Here is a 13,469-nt window from a genome sequence, read left to right on the forward strand (position 1 = left end):
CTCCTCGGTTTTTCCGGTATGGTGCCGCGCATGTCTGAACCCACGCTTGCGCAGCAGCTCACCCGTCTCGCAGATCAGATTAGCACGGTGATCGTGGGCAAGCGGGCACAGATCGACGACTGCCTGGCCTGCCTGCTGGCTGGCGGGCACCTGCTGATCGAAGACCTGCCCGGCGTGGGCAAGACCACGCTGGCGCACGCGCTGGCGGTGTCGCTGGGTCTGCGCTTTGCCCGCGTGCAGTTCACCGCCGACCTGATGCCCACCGACCTCATCGGGGTCAGTGTGTTCGAGCGCAGCAGCGAGGCCTTTGCCTTCCATCAAGGCCCGGTCTTCACCCAGGTGCTGCTGGCCGACGAGATCAACCGCGCCGGCCCCAAGACCCAGAGCGCCCTGCTCGAGGCCATGGAGGAGCAGCAGGTCACGGTGGACAACGAGACCCGGCCGCTGCCACGGCCCTTCTTCGTGATCGCCACGCAGAACCCCAGCGACCAGCTCGGCACCTACCCGCTGCCCGAAAGCCAGCTCGACCGCTTTCTGATGTGCATCAGCCTGGGCTACCCCGACCGCGCCAGCGAGCGGGCCCTGCTGGCCGGCGAAGACCGCCGCCAGCTGGTCGAGCGCCTGACCCCGGTGATGAACAACGAGCAGCTGCGCGAGGCCCAGGCCGCCGTGGGCCGCGTGCATGTGTCGGGCGCGCTGCTCGACTACCTGCAGGCGCTGATCGCCGCCACGCGCTCGGGCCAGTGGTTCGTCGAGGGCCTGAGCCCGCGCGCCGGCATTGCCATCCTGCGCGCCGCGCGCGCCCGCGCGCTGCTGGCCCAGCGCGACTACGCCGCGCCCGATGACATCCAGGCCATCCTGCCGCAAACCGCCGCGCACCGCCTGGTGCCGCTGAACAGCGCCGGCCGCGGCCGCGTGGAGCAGGTGCGCGCGATGATCGAGGCTGTCGGCATCCCTTGAACCCGCCCGAAGCGCCCGCGGCGCCTCCCCGCCAGGAGCACGCCAACTGCGGCCCGGCCGAGCCCGATCCGCGGCGGCTGCCGGCTCGGTTGGCGCGCTGATGTCCGGCCTGGCCATGCTCAGGCGCAGGTTCCGCCGCTGGCTTGAAAACCGCCTGCCGCGCAGCGACAGCTGGCAGCTCAGCCAGCGCAACCTCTACATCCTGCCCACGCGCTCGGGCTGGGGCTTTGCGCTCACGCTGCTGGTGATGCTGCTGGCCTCGATCAACTACCAGCTCAACCTGGGCTATGCGCTGACCTTCCTGCTGGGCGGCGCGGCGCTGGTGTCGATGCACCAGACCCACGCCAACCTGCGCCGCCTGGCGCTGCGCCTGCGCCTGCCGCAGCCGGTGTTTGCCGGCGAGCCGGCCACGCTCGAGATCGTCATCGACAACCCGGGGCGCGAGCGCCATGGCGTGGGCCTGGCCGTCTACCACCGCCCATTGGCGGCCGAGCCGTCGCGCAAGCCGGCGCGCGCGCTGGCCCAGTGCGATGTGCCGGCGCTGGGCAGCAGCCTGGTGCACCTGCAGGTGGCCACGCCGCAGCGTGGCCGCCATGCCGTGCCCACGCTGCGCATCGAGACGCACTTTCCGCTGGGCCTGTTTCGCGCCTGGAGCGTGTGGCGGCCGGCGGCCGAGCTGCTGGTCTACCCGGCCCCCGAACGGCCGGCACCGCCGCTGCCGGCCGCTGACACCGGCGTGGAAGGCCACCAGACCCTGCCCACCCAGGCCGGCGGCGGTGGCGAGTTCGACGGCGTGCGCCCCTGGCGGCGCGGCGACCCGCTGCGCCAGGTGGTGTGGAAGAAGGTGGCGCGCAGCGGCAGCCTGGTCAGCCGCGACACCCGCCGCAGCGCCAGCCAGACGCTCACGCTCGACTGGCAGCAATGCGGCGCCGGCAGCCAAGGCCGGCATGCGCCAGCCGCCCTGCCCCAGGCGGGCCGTGGCGCAGCGGCGGCCACACCAGCGCCCCACCCCGATACCGAAGGCCGCCTGGCGCGCCTGGCCGCCTGGGTCCTAGCGGCCGAGCGCCAGGGCCTGCCCTATGCGCTGCGCCTGCCCGGCGTGGCACTGCCGCGCGCCGTGGGCGATGGCCAGCGCCGTGCCGCGCTGGAGGCCCTGGCGCTGTGGCCGGCCACGGGCAGCCCTGATCCGGCCACGCCACCGCGCCCAAGCGGCCCATCCCGGCACCCAGCCACGCCATGACCGCGCAGCCACCGCCATCCAGCACCGCAGCCCGCCCGCCGGGCGCCGCTCAGGGCTCAGGCTCAGGCTCAGGCTCAGGCTCGGGCTCGGGCTCGGGCTCGGGCTCGGCCGGCGGCCACACGCGCTGGCAGCACTGGCGCCACTGGCCGCGCGACACCCGCGACACCTTGTTCCAGCTGGCGCTGATCGGCTGGATCGCCCTGCCCCATCTGCTGCACCTGCCGCCGTGGTGCGGTGGCCTCACGCTGCTGGTGCTGTTGTGGCGGGCGCAGATCGCCGTCACCGGCCGCACCCTGCCCGGCCGCTGGACGGTGGCCCTGGTGCTGGGCAGCGCGGTGGCGCTGACCCTGCTGACCGAACGCACGCTGCTCGGGCGCGAGGCCGGCATCACGCTGCTGGTGGTGCTGCTGGCGCTCAAGACCCTGGAGCTGCGCGCGCGCCGCGATGCGATGGTGGTGTTCTTCCTCGGCTTCTTCCTGGTGCTCACCAGTGCGCTGAACTCGCAGTCGCTGCTCACGGCGCTGGGCATGCTGGTGTCCACCTGGGGCCTGCTCACCGCGCTGGTGCTGGCCAACATGCCGGTGGGCCGGCCACCGCTGGCGCGCGCCGGCGGCGTGGCGCTGCGCCTGGCGCTGTTGGGGCTGCCGGTGATGGCGGTGCTGTTCCTGCTGTTTCCGCGCATCGGCCCGCTGTGGGGTCTGCCCAACGACAGCGTGGGCCGCACCGGCCTGTCGGGCTCGCTGCGCCTGGGCGGCGTGGCCGAACTGGCCAAGGACGACAGCATCGCCTTTCGCGTGCGCTTTGATTCACCGGGCGGTGAACAGCCGGCGCTGCGCGCGGCCGACCTGTACTTCCGCGGCCCGGTGCTGTCGCGCTTTGACGGCCTGGAGTGGACGGCCTCGGTCTCCGCCGCCACCCGCCACCCGCTGCGCTGGACCGACCTGCAGATCCGGGGCCCGGGGCTAGGCTACGAGATGGTGCTCGAGCCGATCCGCCTGCCGCTGCTGCCGCTGCTGGAGGCCACACCCGAGCGCGCCGGCAGCGCCCCGGTGCTGCCCGACTGGACCCTGTGGCAAGGCACCGATCTGCAGTGGCGCACCGACCGCCTGGTCACCGAGCGGCTGCGCCTGCGCGCCGAGGCCTACACCCGCTTCAGCCACGGCACCAGCGCCGACCCGTTCGAGCTCGAGCTGCTGCGCCGCCTGCCCGAAGGTTTCAACCCGCGTGCCGTGGCCTGGGCGCGCAGCATGCGCCGCCAGCTCGCCGACGCCGATGCGCGCACGCTGGCCGCCGCGCTGCAGGCCCAGGTGCGCCAGGGCAGTTATGCCTACACGCTGGCCCCACCGCCCTATGGCGCCGCCAACGGCCGCCATGCGGTCGACGAGTTCTGGTTCGACGGCAAGGAGGGCTTCTGCGAGCACTACGCCAGCGCCTTCGTGGTGCTGATGCGGGCCATGGGCGTGCCGGCACGCGTGGTCACCGGCTACCAGGGCGCCGAAGATCCCGATGCCGATGGCTGGCGCATCGTGCGCCAGAGCCATGCCCACGCCTGGGCCGAATACTGGCAGGCCGGCGCCGGCTGGCTGCGGGCCGATCCCACCGCCGCGGTGGCGCCGGAGCGGGTGCGCGCCAGCCGCGCATTGCAACCCGCGCCGGGCCTGGTGGCCGGCGCGCTGCGCACCATGAACCCGGCTCTGGCCAACCGCTTGCGCCGCGCCTGGGACACGCTGGACGGCCGCTGGACGCTGTGGGTGATGGGCTGGTCGCGCACCCGCCAGATCAACCTGCTGCAGGAGCTGGGCGTGCCCCAACCCGATGCCAGCGACCTGGCCCGGGCGCTGGGCCTGGTGCTGGCCGGCACGGCGGCAGCGGGCGCGCTGTGGGCCTGGCGCGACCGCCATCGCCAGGACCCGCGCCAGCGCCTGCAGGCCCGCATGGTGCACGCCCTGCAGCAGCGCGGCGTCGGCGCTGCTGCACAGCACGCACCGCGCACGCTGGCCGCGGCCGTGCTGGCGCGCCACGGCCACGGCCAGGCCGCGGCAGCCGCCGCCGCCCTGGTGCAGGCGCTGAACACACTGGAGCACCTGCGCTACGGCCCGGGCTCCAGCCCAGGCACCGGCGCCAGCGCCAAACCAGGCGCTGGCCATGCAGGCGCACTGCCGGCCGACGAACGCGCCGCCTGGCGCGCCGTGCTGCGCGCCGCCCGGCGCCTGCCCGTGCTTGCCCCGCACCCGGCCAGCGGCCCGGCGCCCACGGCCAGCGGCCCGGCGCCCACAACCCCGGCCACCAGCACGGCGCCCACAAGCAGCGGCCAGCCACCGCCATCACCCCGCCGATAATGCCGGGCATGCGCGCACCGAACCGGCACCCCACCCTGCGTCCGCTGAGCTGGGCGCTGGCCTTCGCGCTGGCCGGCGCGGGCCTCGGCCCGGTGGCACAGGCCCAGGCAACCAGCCCGGCGGCATCGGCCCGCCCACCGGGCGCCAAGGCGGCCCCGGCACGCAAGGCAGCCAGGCCGGCCAAGCCGGCCAAGGCCGCCCAGCCCAAGCGCCCAGCCACCGATGTCGCTGCGGGCCCAAGTTATGCCGGCCGGCCCGAGGCTGCCGCACTGGCCCGCGACATTGCCGAACGCCATGGCCTCGACCCGGCCTGGGTGCAGGCGCAGCTGGCCGGCGCCCGGCTGGTGCCCGCCGTGGCGCGGCTGATCATGCCGCCACCGGCGGGCAGCGCCAAGAACTGGCAGGCCTACCGCGCGCGCTTCGTCGAACCGGCGCGGGTGCAGGCCGGCGTGGCCTTCTGGGACGCGCAGGCGCGCTGGCTGGATGCCGCGGCCGAGCGCTTTGGCGTGCCGGCTGAACTGGTCATCGGCATCATCGGCGTCGAGACCTACTACGGCCGGCTCACCGGCGGCTTTCGCGTGCTGGACGCCCTGGCCACGCTGAGCCTCGACTTTCCCAGCGGCCGCAAGGACCGCAGCGCCTTCTTCCGCGACGAGCTCGGCGAGTTCCTGAAACTGGCCCACAGCCAGGGCCTGGAGCCGAGCAGCGTGAAGGGCTCGTTCGCTGGCGCCATGGGCCTGGGTCAGTTCATGCCGGGCAGCATCAACCGCCATGCGCTCGATTTCGACGGCGATGGGCGCATCGACATGGTGTCCAGCGCCGCCGACGTGATCGGCAGCATCGGCCACTACATGGTGCGCCACGGCTGGCAGCGCGGCATGCCCACCCACTTCGCGGTGCGCCCGCCGGTCGACACCACCGAGCGCGCCCGGCTGCTGGCACCCGACATCCTGCCCAGCTTCAGCGCCGCGCAGCTGGCCGAGCATGGCGCCGAACTCGACGCCGACGGCCGCGCACATGGCGGGCCACTGGCGCTGGTGGAACTGCAGAACGGCGACGCCGCACCCAGCCACATCGCCGGCACCACCAACTTTTATGCGGTCACGCGCTACAACTGGTCGGCCTACTACGCGCTGGCGGTCATCGAGCTGGGGCGCGCCGTGGCCACGCAACGCCAGGCCGCGCGCTGAGGCCCGGCAGCGACCTCTTGGCCGCCACAGGCCAGCTGCCGCCGGCCTGATCCATCACCCAGGGCGCCTTCGCCCAGGCCCGTTCGCCAAGGCCCCGATGGCCTCGGCCAGAACGCAAAAAACCCCGCCGAGGCGGGGTTTTTTACTGGGTGCTGAAAGGCCCCGAGGGGCAGGTCATCACTTGATGGCGCGCGTGCCAACCACTTCGATTTCCACGCGACGATTCTTCGCGCGGCCTTCGGCGGTCTTGTTGTCGGCAACGGGGTTCTTCTCGCCCTTGCCTTCGGTGTACACGCGGTTCTTCTCGATGCCCTTGCCGGTCAGGTAGGCCTTGACGGCTTCAGCACGGCCAACCGACAGCTTCTGGTTGTAGGCGTCGGCACCGGCCGAGTCGGTGTGGCCGACGGCGATCACGACTTCCAGGCTGACGGCCGAGGTCTTGCCGACCAGGTCGTCCAGCTTGGCCTTGGCTTCGGGCTTGAGCACAGCCTTGTCGAAGTCGAAGAAGGCGTCAGCAGCGAAGGTCACCTTCTCGCTGGTGGGCTTCGGCGCGGGGGCCGGCACCGGGGCAACCGGTGCAACCGGAGCCGGGGGCGGAGCCACCACCGGCGGCGGGGGCGGCGGGGGCGCCACACGCGGAGCGGGGGCCGGGGCCGGCGGCGGAGCCTTCTTCAGTGCGCCATCGCACTGTTCGGCCGCCGTGGCGGGCGTCCACTGCGCATCGCGCCAGCAGAGTTCATTGGTGCCGTTCTTCCACACCGTGCCATCCGTGCCGCGCCAATTGTCGCCACCCGTGCTGACCTGGGCGAAAGCCGCCAAGGGCGCAACGATTGCGGCCGACGCGAAGAGCACCGCCACCTTGTTCAGTTTCTTCATGATTCTCCTCTCGAGGAAAGCCGCAGATCACTGCGTAACGTCCAAATCGGAAGCAAGAAAAGCCGACAAACACCTGGTTCGGCAGGCGTTTGCCACCGATGAATCATTGTGCCACGCACATTTCGGCCGACCCGCTTTTCAGCCTCCGGACGCGCCGAACGGCCCAGGATGTTGCATCGCCGCGACAACCCGGCGCCGCTTAGAATGATGGATTGCCCGCCCGGGACGCCGGTCAGGCCTCCTTGATGCCCGGCGCTTCAGCCCGCCGCAAACGCATGACGTCCTTCGCCAAGGAAACCCTGCCGATCAGCCTCGAAGAGGAGATGCGGCGCTCCTATCTAGATTACGCAATGAGCGTGATCGTCGGGCGAGCGCTGCCCGATGCGCGTGACGGGCTCAAGCCCGTGCACCGCCGCGTGCTGTTCGCGATGCACGAGCTCAACAACGACTGGAACCGCCCGTACAAGAAATCGGCCCGTATCGTCGGCGACGTGATCGGTAAGTACCACCCGCACGGCGACACCGCGGTGTACGACACCATCGTGCGCATGGCGCAGACCTTCAGTCTGCGCCACATGCTGGTGGATGGCCAGGGCAACTTCGGCTCGGTCGACGGCGACAGCGCCGCGGCGATGCGGTACACCGAAATCCGCCTGTCCAAGATCGCCCACGAGATGCTGGCCGACATCGACAAGGAAACGGTCGACTTCGCGCCCAACTACGACGGCTCTGAGAAAGAGCCCACGGTGCTGCCGGCGCGGCTGCCCAACCTGCTGGTCAACGGCTCGGCCGGCATCGCGGTGGGCATGGCCACCAACATCCCGCCGCACAACCTCAACGAGGTGGTCGACGCCTGCCTGCACCTGCTGAAGGTGCCGGACGCCTCGATCGACGAGCTGATGCAGATCGTGCCGGCGCCCGACTTCCCCACCGCCGGCATCATCTACGGCCTGAGCGGCGTGCGCGAGGGCTACCGCACCGGCCGCGGCAAGGTGGTGATGCGCGCCAAGGTGCACTTTGAAGACCTGGAGCGCGGCGCGCGGCAGGCCATCATCGTTGACGAGATCCCCTATCAGGTCAACAAGAAGACGCTGCTCGAGCGCATTGCCGAACTGGTGCGCGAGAAGAAGATCGAGGGCATCAGCCACCTGCAGGACGAGTCCGACAAGTCGGGCATGCGCGTGGTCATCGAGCTCAAGCGCGGTGAAGTGCCCGAGGTGGTGCTGAACAACCTGTACAAGCAGACGCAGCTGCAGGACAGCTTCGGCATGAACATGGTGGCGCTGATCGACGGTCAGCCCAAGCTGTGCAACCTGAAGCAGCTGCTCGACATCTTCCTCGAGCACCGGCGCGAGGTGGTGACGCGGCGCACCGTGTACGAGCTGCGCAAGGCCCGCGAGCGCGGCCATGTGCTCGAAGGCCTGGCGGTGGCGCTGGCCAACATCGACGAGTTCATCGAGACCATCAAGAACAGCCCGACGCCGCCGGTGGCGCGCGCCGCGCTGATGGCCAAGCGCTGGGATTCGGGCCTGGTGCGCGAGATGCTGATGCGCACCGAGGGCACCACGCCCGGCGGCAGCCGCGCCTACCGCCCCGATGGCCTGCCCGACAGCTACGGTCTGCAGCCCGATGGCCTGTACCGCCTGAGCGACGACCAGGCTGGCGAGATCCTGCAGATGCGCCTGCAGCGCCTGACCGGGCTGGAGCAGGACAAGATCATCGGCGAGTACCGCGAGGTGATGGCCGTCATCACCGACCTGCTCGACATCCTGGCCAAGCCCGAACGGGTGACGACCATCATCGGCGACGAGCTGATCGCGCTGAAGAGCGAGTTCGGCCAGACCAAGCTGGGCGCCCGCCGCTCGATGATCGAGCACAACGTGCAGGAGCTCGGCACCGAGGACCTGATCACGCCCACCGACATGGTGGTGACGCTCAGCCACACCGGCTACATCAAGAGCCAGCCGCTCACCGAATACCGCGCGCAAAAGCGCGGCGGCCGCGGCAAGCAGGCCACGGCGACCAAGGAAGACGACTGGATCGACCAGCTCTTCATCGCCAACACGCACGACTGGATCCTGTGCTTCAGCAACCGCGGCCGCGTCTACTGGCTCAAGGTGTGGGAAGTGCCGCAGGGCGGGCGGGCCAGCCGTGGCAAGCCCATCGTCAACATGTTCCCGCTGCAGGCCGACGAGAAGATCAACGTGGTGCTGCCGCTGACCGGCGAGTTCCGCAGCTTCCCGGGCGACCACTACATCTTCATGGCCACCGCCCTGGGCACCGTGAAGAAGACGGCGCTCGATGACTTCAGCAACCCGCGCAAGGCCGGCATCATCGCCGTCGACCTGGACGAGGGCGACCACCTGATCGGCGCCGCGCTCACCGACGGCAAGCACGACGTGATGCTGTTCTCCGACAGCGGCAAGGCGGTGCGCTTCGATGAAGACGATGTGCGCGCCATGGGTCGCCAGGCCCGCGGCGTGCGCGGCATGATGCTGGAAGACGGCCAGAGCCTGATCGCCATGCTGGTGGCCGAAGACGAGAGCCAGAGCGTGCTCACCGCCACCGAGAACGGCTTCGGCAAGCGCACCAGCATCGTCGAGTACACCCGCCACGGCCGCGGCACCAAGGGCATGATCGCCATCCAGCAAAGCGAGCGCAACGGCAAGGTGGTGGCCGCCACGCTGGTGCGCGCCAACGACGAGATCATGCTGATCACCGACAAGGGCGTGCTGGTGCGCACCCGCGTGTCGGAGATCCGCGAACTCGGCCGCGCCACGCAGGGCGTGACGCTGATCGCGCTCGACGACGGCAGCAAGCTCAGCGGCCTGCAGCGCATCGTCGAGAACGACGCCAACGACGACGGCAGCGGCAACGCCGATGCCGAACCCGGCACCGACGCCGGCACCGACTCCCCCAACCAGGATCCCGCATGACGTTTTTCCGACCGCTGGCGCAGGCCATCACCGTGGCCCTGCTCACCGCCAGCGCTGGCCAGGCGCTGGCCCAGGCGGCCGCTCCGGCAGCGGCCGCCTCGGCCACCGCCAGCTCGCCGGCCAAGAAGGAACTGGTGGCCAAGGTGATGAAGCTGCAGCAAGGCGGCTTCGAGAACATCGGCAGCGCGCTGCTGGGCGAGCCGGCGCAGCTGCTGCTGCAGGGTGCCGGCCGTGCGCTGGGCCAGGTGCCGGCCGACAAGCGCGAGGCGCTGGGCAAGGACATCCAGGCCGAGGTGAAGAAGTTCTTCGACACCAATGCGCCCTACATGCGCGAGCGCGCCGTCAAGCTGGCCGCCACCACCATCGGCCCGCTGCTCGAGGAGAAGTTCAGCGAGGACGAGCTCAAGACCCTGGTGGCCTGGCTCGAGTCGCCGGTGAGCCGCAAGTTCAGCGAGATCGTGCCGCAGAGCCAGCAGCTGCTGGGCCAGAAGGTGGTGGAAGACACCCGCAGCACCATCGAGCCCAAGCTCAAGGCGCTGGAGCAATCGGTGGCCAAGAAGCTGGGCCTGCCGGCGCAGGGTGCGCAGGGCGGCGCGCCGGCCGGCGGGGGCGTCAAGCCGCCGGCCGCCGCGGCCTCGGGCAAGAAGTAAACCGGGGCCCCCACTGCGCAGTCCGCCGATGAGCACCACCCACCGCCCCTACAACTTCTCGGCCGGCCCGGCCGTGCTGCCCGAAGAAGTGCTGCGCGAAGCCGCTGCCGAGATGCTCGACTGGCACGGTTCGGGCATGGGCGTGATGGAGATGAGCCACCGCGGCAAGGAGTTCGTCTCGATCCACGAGGCCGCCGAACGCGACCTGCGTGAACTGCTCGCGGTGCCGGCGCATTTCCGCGTGCTGTTCATGCAGGGCGGTGGCCTGGGCGAAAACGCCATCGTGCCGATGAACCTGTCGCGCGGCGGGCTGGTTGATCTGGTGGTCACCGGCGCCTGGTCCAAGAAGTCGGCCGGCGAGGCGCGCAAGTACGCCGATGTGGCGATTGCCGCCAGCAACGAGGCCGACGGCCACACCTCGCTGCCGGCGCCGTCCGGCTGGCAGCTGCGCCAGGGCGCTGCCTACGTGCATGTGTGCAGCAACGAGACCATCCACGGCGTCGAGTTCGGCGCCTTGCCCGATCTGGCCGCGCTCGGCAGCGACGCGCCGCTGGTGGTGGACTGCTCCAGCCACATCCTGTCGCGCCCCATCGACTGGGCCCGCGTGGGCCTGGCCTTTGCCGGCGCGCAGAAGAACATCGGCCCGGCCGGCCTCACGCTGGTGTTCGTGCGCGAGGATCTGCTCGACCGCGCGCTGCCCATCTGCCCCAGCGCCTTCGAGTACAAGACCGTGGCCGCGCACGGCTCGATGTTCAACACCCCGCCCACCTACGGCATCTACATCGCCGGGCTGGTGTTCCAGTGGCTCAAGCGCCAGGGCGGCGTGGCCGAGATGGAACGCCGCGCCATCGCCAAGGCCCGGCTGCTGTACGGCGCGCTCGACGGCAGCGGCGGCTTCTACCTCAACAAGGTGGCGCACGATGGCCGCTCGCGCATGAACGTGCCCTTCTTTCTGCGCGATGAGTCGCTCAACGAGGCCTTTCTGGCCGGTGCGCGCGAGGCCGGCCTGTTGCAGCTCAAGGGCCACAAGAGCGTGGGCGGCATGCGCGCCTCGATCTACAACGCCATGCCGATCGAGGGCGTGATGGCCCTGGTCGACTACCTGAACCAATTTGCCCGCCGCCATGGCTGATGACACCACCACCACCGGCACGCCGGCCCCTGGCGGCGCCACGCCCGTGCAACCCGAGCTGCTGGCGCTGCGCGAGCGCATCGACTCGGTCGATCGCGAACTGCTGGCGCTGCTGAACCGCCGCGCCGGCCTGGCGCTGGCGGTGGGCGAGCTCAAGAAGAAGGAAGGCTCGGTGGTGTTTCGCCCCGAGCGCGAGGCGCAGGTCATCGACGGCCTGAAAAGCGCCAACCCCGGCCCGCTGAAGAACGACAACGTGGCGCCGATCTGGCGCGAGATCATGAGCGCCTGCCGCGCGCTCGAGACGCCCACCCGCGTGGCCTACCTGGGCCCGGCCGGCACCTTCAGTGAAGAGGCGGCGTTGGGCTACTTCGGCAGCTCGATCGTCAAGGTGCCCTGCGCCAGCATGGACGAGGTGATGCGCACCACCGCCGCCGGCGCCGCCGATTTCGGCGTGATGCCGGTCGAGAACTCCACCGAGGGTGGCGTGGCCCGCACGCTGGATCTGTTTCTGACCTCGCCGCTGTTCATCATCGGCGAGACCAGCCTGATCGTGCGCCACAACCTGCTGCGCAAGGACAACGCGCTGGCCGGCATCCACACCGTGGCCGCCCATCCGCAGGCGCTGGCCCAATGCCATGGCTGGCTCAGCCACCACCTGCCCGACGTGGAGCGGCGGCCGGTGTCCAGCAATGCCGAAGGTGCCCGCCTGGCGGCACTGGATGCCGGCATCGCCGGCATTGCCAGCCTGCGTGCGGCGGCCGAGTTCGGCCTGCACGTGGTGTCGCCGGCCATCCAGGACGACGCCCACAACCGCACCCGTTTCGCCATCGTCACCCACCCCGACCGCCATCCCGCACCCAAGGCCTCGGGCCATGACTGCACCAGCCTGGTGGTGAGCGTGCCCAACAAGCCCGGCGCCATGCACGATCTGCTGGTGCCGCTGAAGGAGCACGGCGTGTCGATGACCCGCTTCGAGTCGCGCCCGGCGCGTTCGGGCCAGTGGGAGTACTTCTTCTACATCGACCTCGACGGCCATCCCGACGAGCCGCGCATGAACACCGCGCTGCACGCGCTGCGCGAGACCTGCGCCTTCTTCAAGGTGCTGGGCGCCTACCCCGTGGACGTGCACTGAGATGAAACTGCCCGCACGCTCGCTTCGTTCGCTGCGCCCCCAGGGGGCTCATCAGGCCCTTCGGGCGGCAGGGCGGGCCTGACATCATGTTCAACCAGCTGGGTGTCATCGGCTGCGGCCTGATGGGCGGCTCGTTCGCGCTGGCGCTCAAGCGCGCCGGGTTGGTCAAGCGCGTGGTCGGCTACAGCAAGTCGCCGTCGACCACCGATCTGGCCAGGCGCATGGGGGTCATCGACACCGCGGCCGAGTCGGCGCTGCTGGCGATCTCGGGCTCCGACATCGTGCTGGTGGCCGTGCCGGTGGCCGCCACCGAGGTCACCTTCAAGGCCATCATGCACCTGGTGGAGCCGCATGTGCTGGTGATGGACGTGGGCTCCACCAAGCGCGATGTGGTCGACACCGCACGCCGCGTGCTGAAAGAGCGCGTCGGCAGCTTCGTGCCCGCCCACCCGATCGCCGGCAGCGAGCACAGCGGCGTGCAGCACGCCGACGCCACGCTGTACAACAACCGCCAGGTCATCCTGACGCCGCTGCCGCAAACCCGGCCCGAGCTGGTGCAGAAGGCCTCGGATGTCTGGAACGCCATCGGCGCCCAGGTGCTGCGCATGTCGCCCGAGAACCACGACGCGGCCTTTGCCGCCGTGAGCCATCTGCCGCACCTGCTGGCCTTTGCCTACTTCTCGGCCATCGTCAACCAGCCGGCCGGGCCGGAGTTCCTGTCGCTGGCCGGCCCGGGCTTTCGCGACTTCACGCGCATCGCGGCCAGTGATCCGGCGGTGTGGCGCGACATCCTGCTGGCCAACCGCGAAGAGGTGCTCAAGCAGAGCCAGCGCTTCCGTTATGCGCTCGAGATGATGGAGCGCGCCATGCTCAATGGCGACGGCGAGCTGCTGGAAGAGCGCATCCGCACCGCGTCGGAGCCGCGCAGCCACTGGCAGATCGGTGGCCCCGGCCGCGGCCACGGCAGCGGCACGCCCTGACCGCGCCCCCAGCCCCTTCATCCCCGGCCATGCG

Annotated in this window: 10 protein-coding genes; 9 read left to right on the forward strand and 1 reads right to left on the reverse strand. The window is 70.7% G+C overall.

Annotated features, from left to right (window positions below):
- Positions 1–30 precede the first annotated feature (30 nt).
- The 4 genes from N4G63_RS16695 to mltB all read left to right on the forward strand — a co-directional run bounded on the left by N4G63_RS16695 (position 31) and on the right by mltB (position 5,729).
- Positions 31–960 carry an AAA family ATPase gene (locus N4G63_RS16695; RefSeq protein WP_260786566.1) on the forward strand — a complete coding sequence of 310 codons (930 nt, stop codon included), beginning with the start codon at positions 31–33 and terminating at the stop codon, positions 958–960.
- Between the two features lie 100 nt (positions 961–1,060).
- Positions 1,061–2,200: a DUF58 domain-containing protein gene (locus tag N4G63_RS16700; RefSeq protein WP_314599953.1), complete on the forward strand. Its 1,140-nt coding sequence runs from the start codon at positions 1,061–1,063 to the stop codon at positions 2,198–2,200.
- On the forward strand, positions 2,197–4,539 hold the full coding sequence (locus tag N4G63_RS16705) for a transglutaminase TgpA family protein (RefSeq protein ID WP_314599954.1): 2,343 nt from the start codon (positions 2,197–2,199) through the stop codon (positions 4,537–4,539). Before N4G63_RS16700 ends, N4G63_RS16705 begins: the two co-directional genes overlap by 4 nt.
- Positions 4,540–4,547: 8 nt before the next feature.
- On the forward strand, positions 4,548–5,729 hold the full coding sequence (gene mltB / locus N4G63_RS16710) for a lytic murein transglycosylase B (protein WP_260786569.1): 1,182 nt from the start codon (positions 4,548–4,550) through the stop codon (positions 5,727–5,729).
- A 177-nt stretch (positions 5,730–5,906) separates the two neighbouring features.
- On the opposite strand, the gene ompA is transcribed toward mltB, so the two are convergent.
- Entirely contained in the window at positions 5,907–6,605 is a 699-nt protein-coding gene (ompA, locus tag N4G63_RS16715) for an outer membrane protein OmpA (RefSeq protein ID WP_260786570.1), read from the reverse strand.
- 275 nt (positions 6,606–6,880) lie between these two features.
- Here ompA and gyrA point away from each other — a divergent pair, with 275 nt between their 5' ends.
- The 5 genes from gyrA to N4G63_RS16740 all read left to right on the forward strand — a co-directional run bounded on the left by gyrA (position 6,881) and on the right by N4G63_RS16740 (position 13,435).
- Positions 6,881–9,541 (forward strand): DNA gyrase subunit A, encoded by a 2,661-nt coding sequence (gene gyrA / locus N4G63_RS16720; RefSeq protein ID WP_260786571.1) that lies wholly within the window; start codon positions 6,881–6,883, stop codon positions 9,539–9,541.
- On the forward strand, positions 9,538–10,191 hold the full coding sequence (locus N4G63_RS16725) for a DUF2059 domain-containing protein (protein ID WP_260786572.1): 654 nt from the start codon (positions 9,538–9,540) through the stop codon (positions 10,189–10,191). The genes gyrA and N4G63_RS16725 overlap by 4 nt, the downstream gene beginning before the upstream one ends.
- Positions 10,192–10,219: 28 nt before the next feature.
- Positions 10,220–11,323 (forward strand): 3-phosphoserine/phosphohydroxythreonine transaminase, encoded by a 1,104-nt coding sequence (gene serC / locus N4G63_RS16730; RefSeq protein WP_260786573.1) that lies wholly within the window; start codon positions 10,220–10,222, stop codon positions 11,321–11,323.
- Positions 11,316–12,455 carry a prephenate dehydratase gene (pheA, locus tag N4G63_RS16735; protein WP_260786574.1) on the forward strand — a complete coding sequence of 380 codons (1,140 nt, stop codon included), beginning with the start codon at positions 11,316–11,318 and terminating at the stop codon, positions 12,453–12,455. Before serC ends, pheA begins: the two co-directional genes overlap by 8 nt.
- A gap of 86 nt (positions 12,456–12,541) precedes the next feature.
- The gene (locus tag N4G63_RS16740) at positions 12,542–13,435 is read left to right on the forward strand and encodes a prephenate dehydrogenase (RefSeq protein ID WP_260786575.1); all 894 of its coding nucleotides are present in this window, start codon (positions 12,542–12,544) and stop codon (positions 13,433–13,435) included.
- Positions 13,436–13,469: the final 34 nt, after the last annotated feature.

The organism is Aquabacterium sp. OR-4, from assembly GCF_025290835.2.
Taxonomy (GTDB): domain Bacteria; phylum Pseudomonadota; class Gammaproteobacteria; order Burkholderiales; family Burkholderiaceae_C; genus Pseudaquabacterium.

What these genes read in the sequence shown, in the direction of transcription:
- N4G63_RS16695 (WP_260786566.1), top strand. Translation starts at nt 31, where the DNA reads ATGTCTGAACCCACGCTTGCGCAGCAGCTCACCCGTCTCGCAGATCAG.
- N4G63_RS16700 (WP_314599953.1), top strand. Translation starts at nt 1,061, where the DNA reads ATGTCCGGCCTGGCCATGCTCAGGCGCAGGTTCCGCCGCTGGCTTGAA.
- N4G63_RS16705 (WP_314599954.1), top strand. Translation starts at nt 2,197, where the DNA reads ATGACCGCGCAGCCACCGCCATCCAGCACCGCAGCCCGCCCGCCGGGC.
- mltB (WP_260786569.1), top strand. Translation starts at nt 4,548, where the DNA reads ATGCGCGCACCGAACCGGCACCCCACCCTGCGTCCGCTGAGCTGGGCG.
- ompA (WP_260786570.1), bottom strand. Translation starts at nt 6,605, where the DNA reads ATGAAGAAACTGAACAAGGTGGCGGTGCTCTTCGCGTCGGCCGCAATC.
- gyrA (WP_260786571.1), top strand. Translation starts at nt 6,881, where the DNA reads ATGACGTCCTTCGCCAAGGAAACCCTGCCGATCAGCCTCGAAGAGGAG.
- N4G63_RS16725 (WP_260786572.1), top strand. Translation starts at nt 9,538, where the DNA reads ATGACGTTTTTCCGACCGCTGGCGCAGGCCATCACCGTGGCCCTGCTC.
- serC (WP_260786573.1), top strand. Translation starts at nt 10,220, where the DNA reads ATGAGCACCACCCACCGCCCCTACAACTTCTCGGCCGGCCCGGCCGTG.
- pheA (WP_260786574.1), top strand. Translation starts at nt 11,316, where the DNA reads ATGGCTGATGACACCACCACCACCGGCACGCCGGCCCCTGGCGGCGCC.
- N4G63_RS16740 (WP_260786575.1), top strand. Translation starts at nt 12,542, where the DNA reads ATGTTCAACCAGCTGGGTGTCATCGGCTGCGGCCTGATGGGCGGCTCG.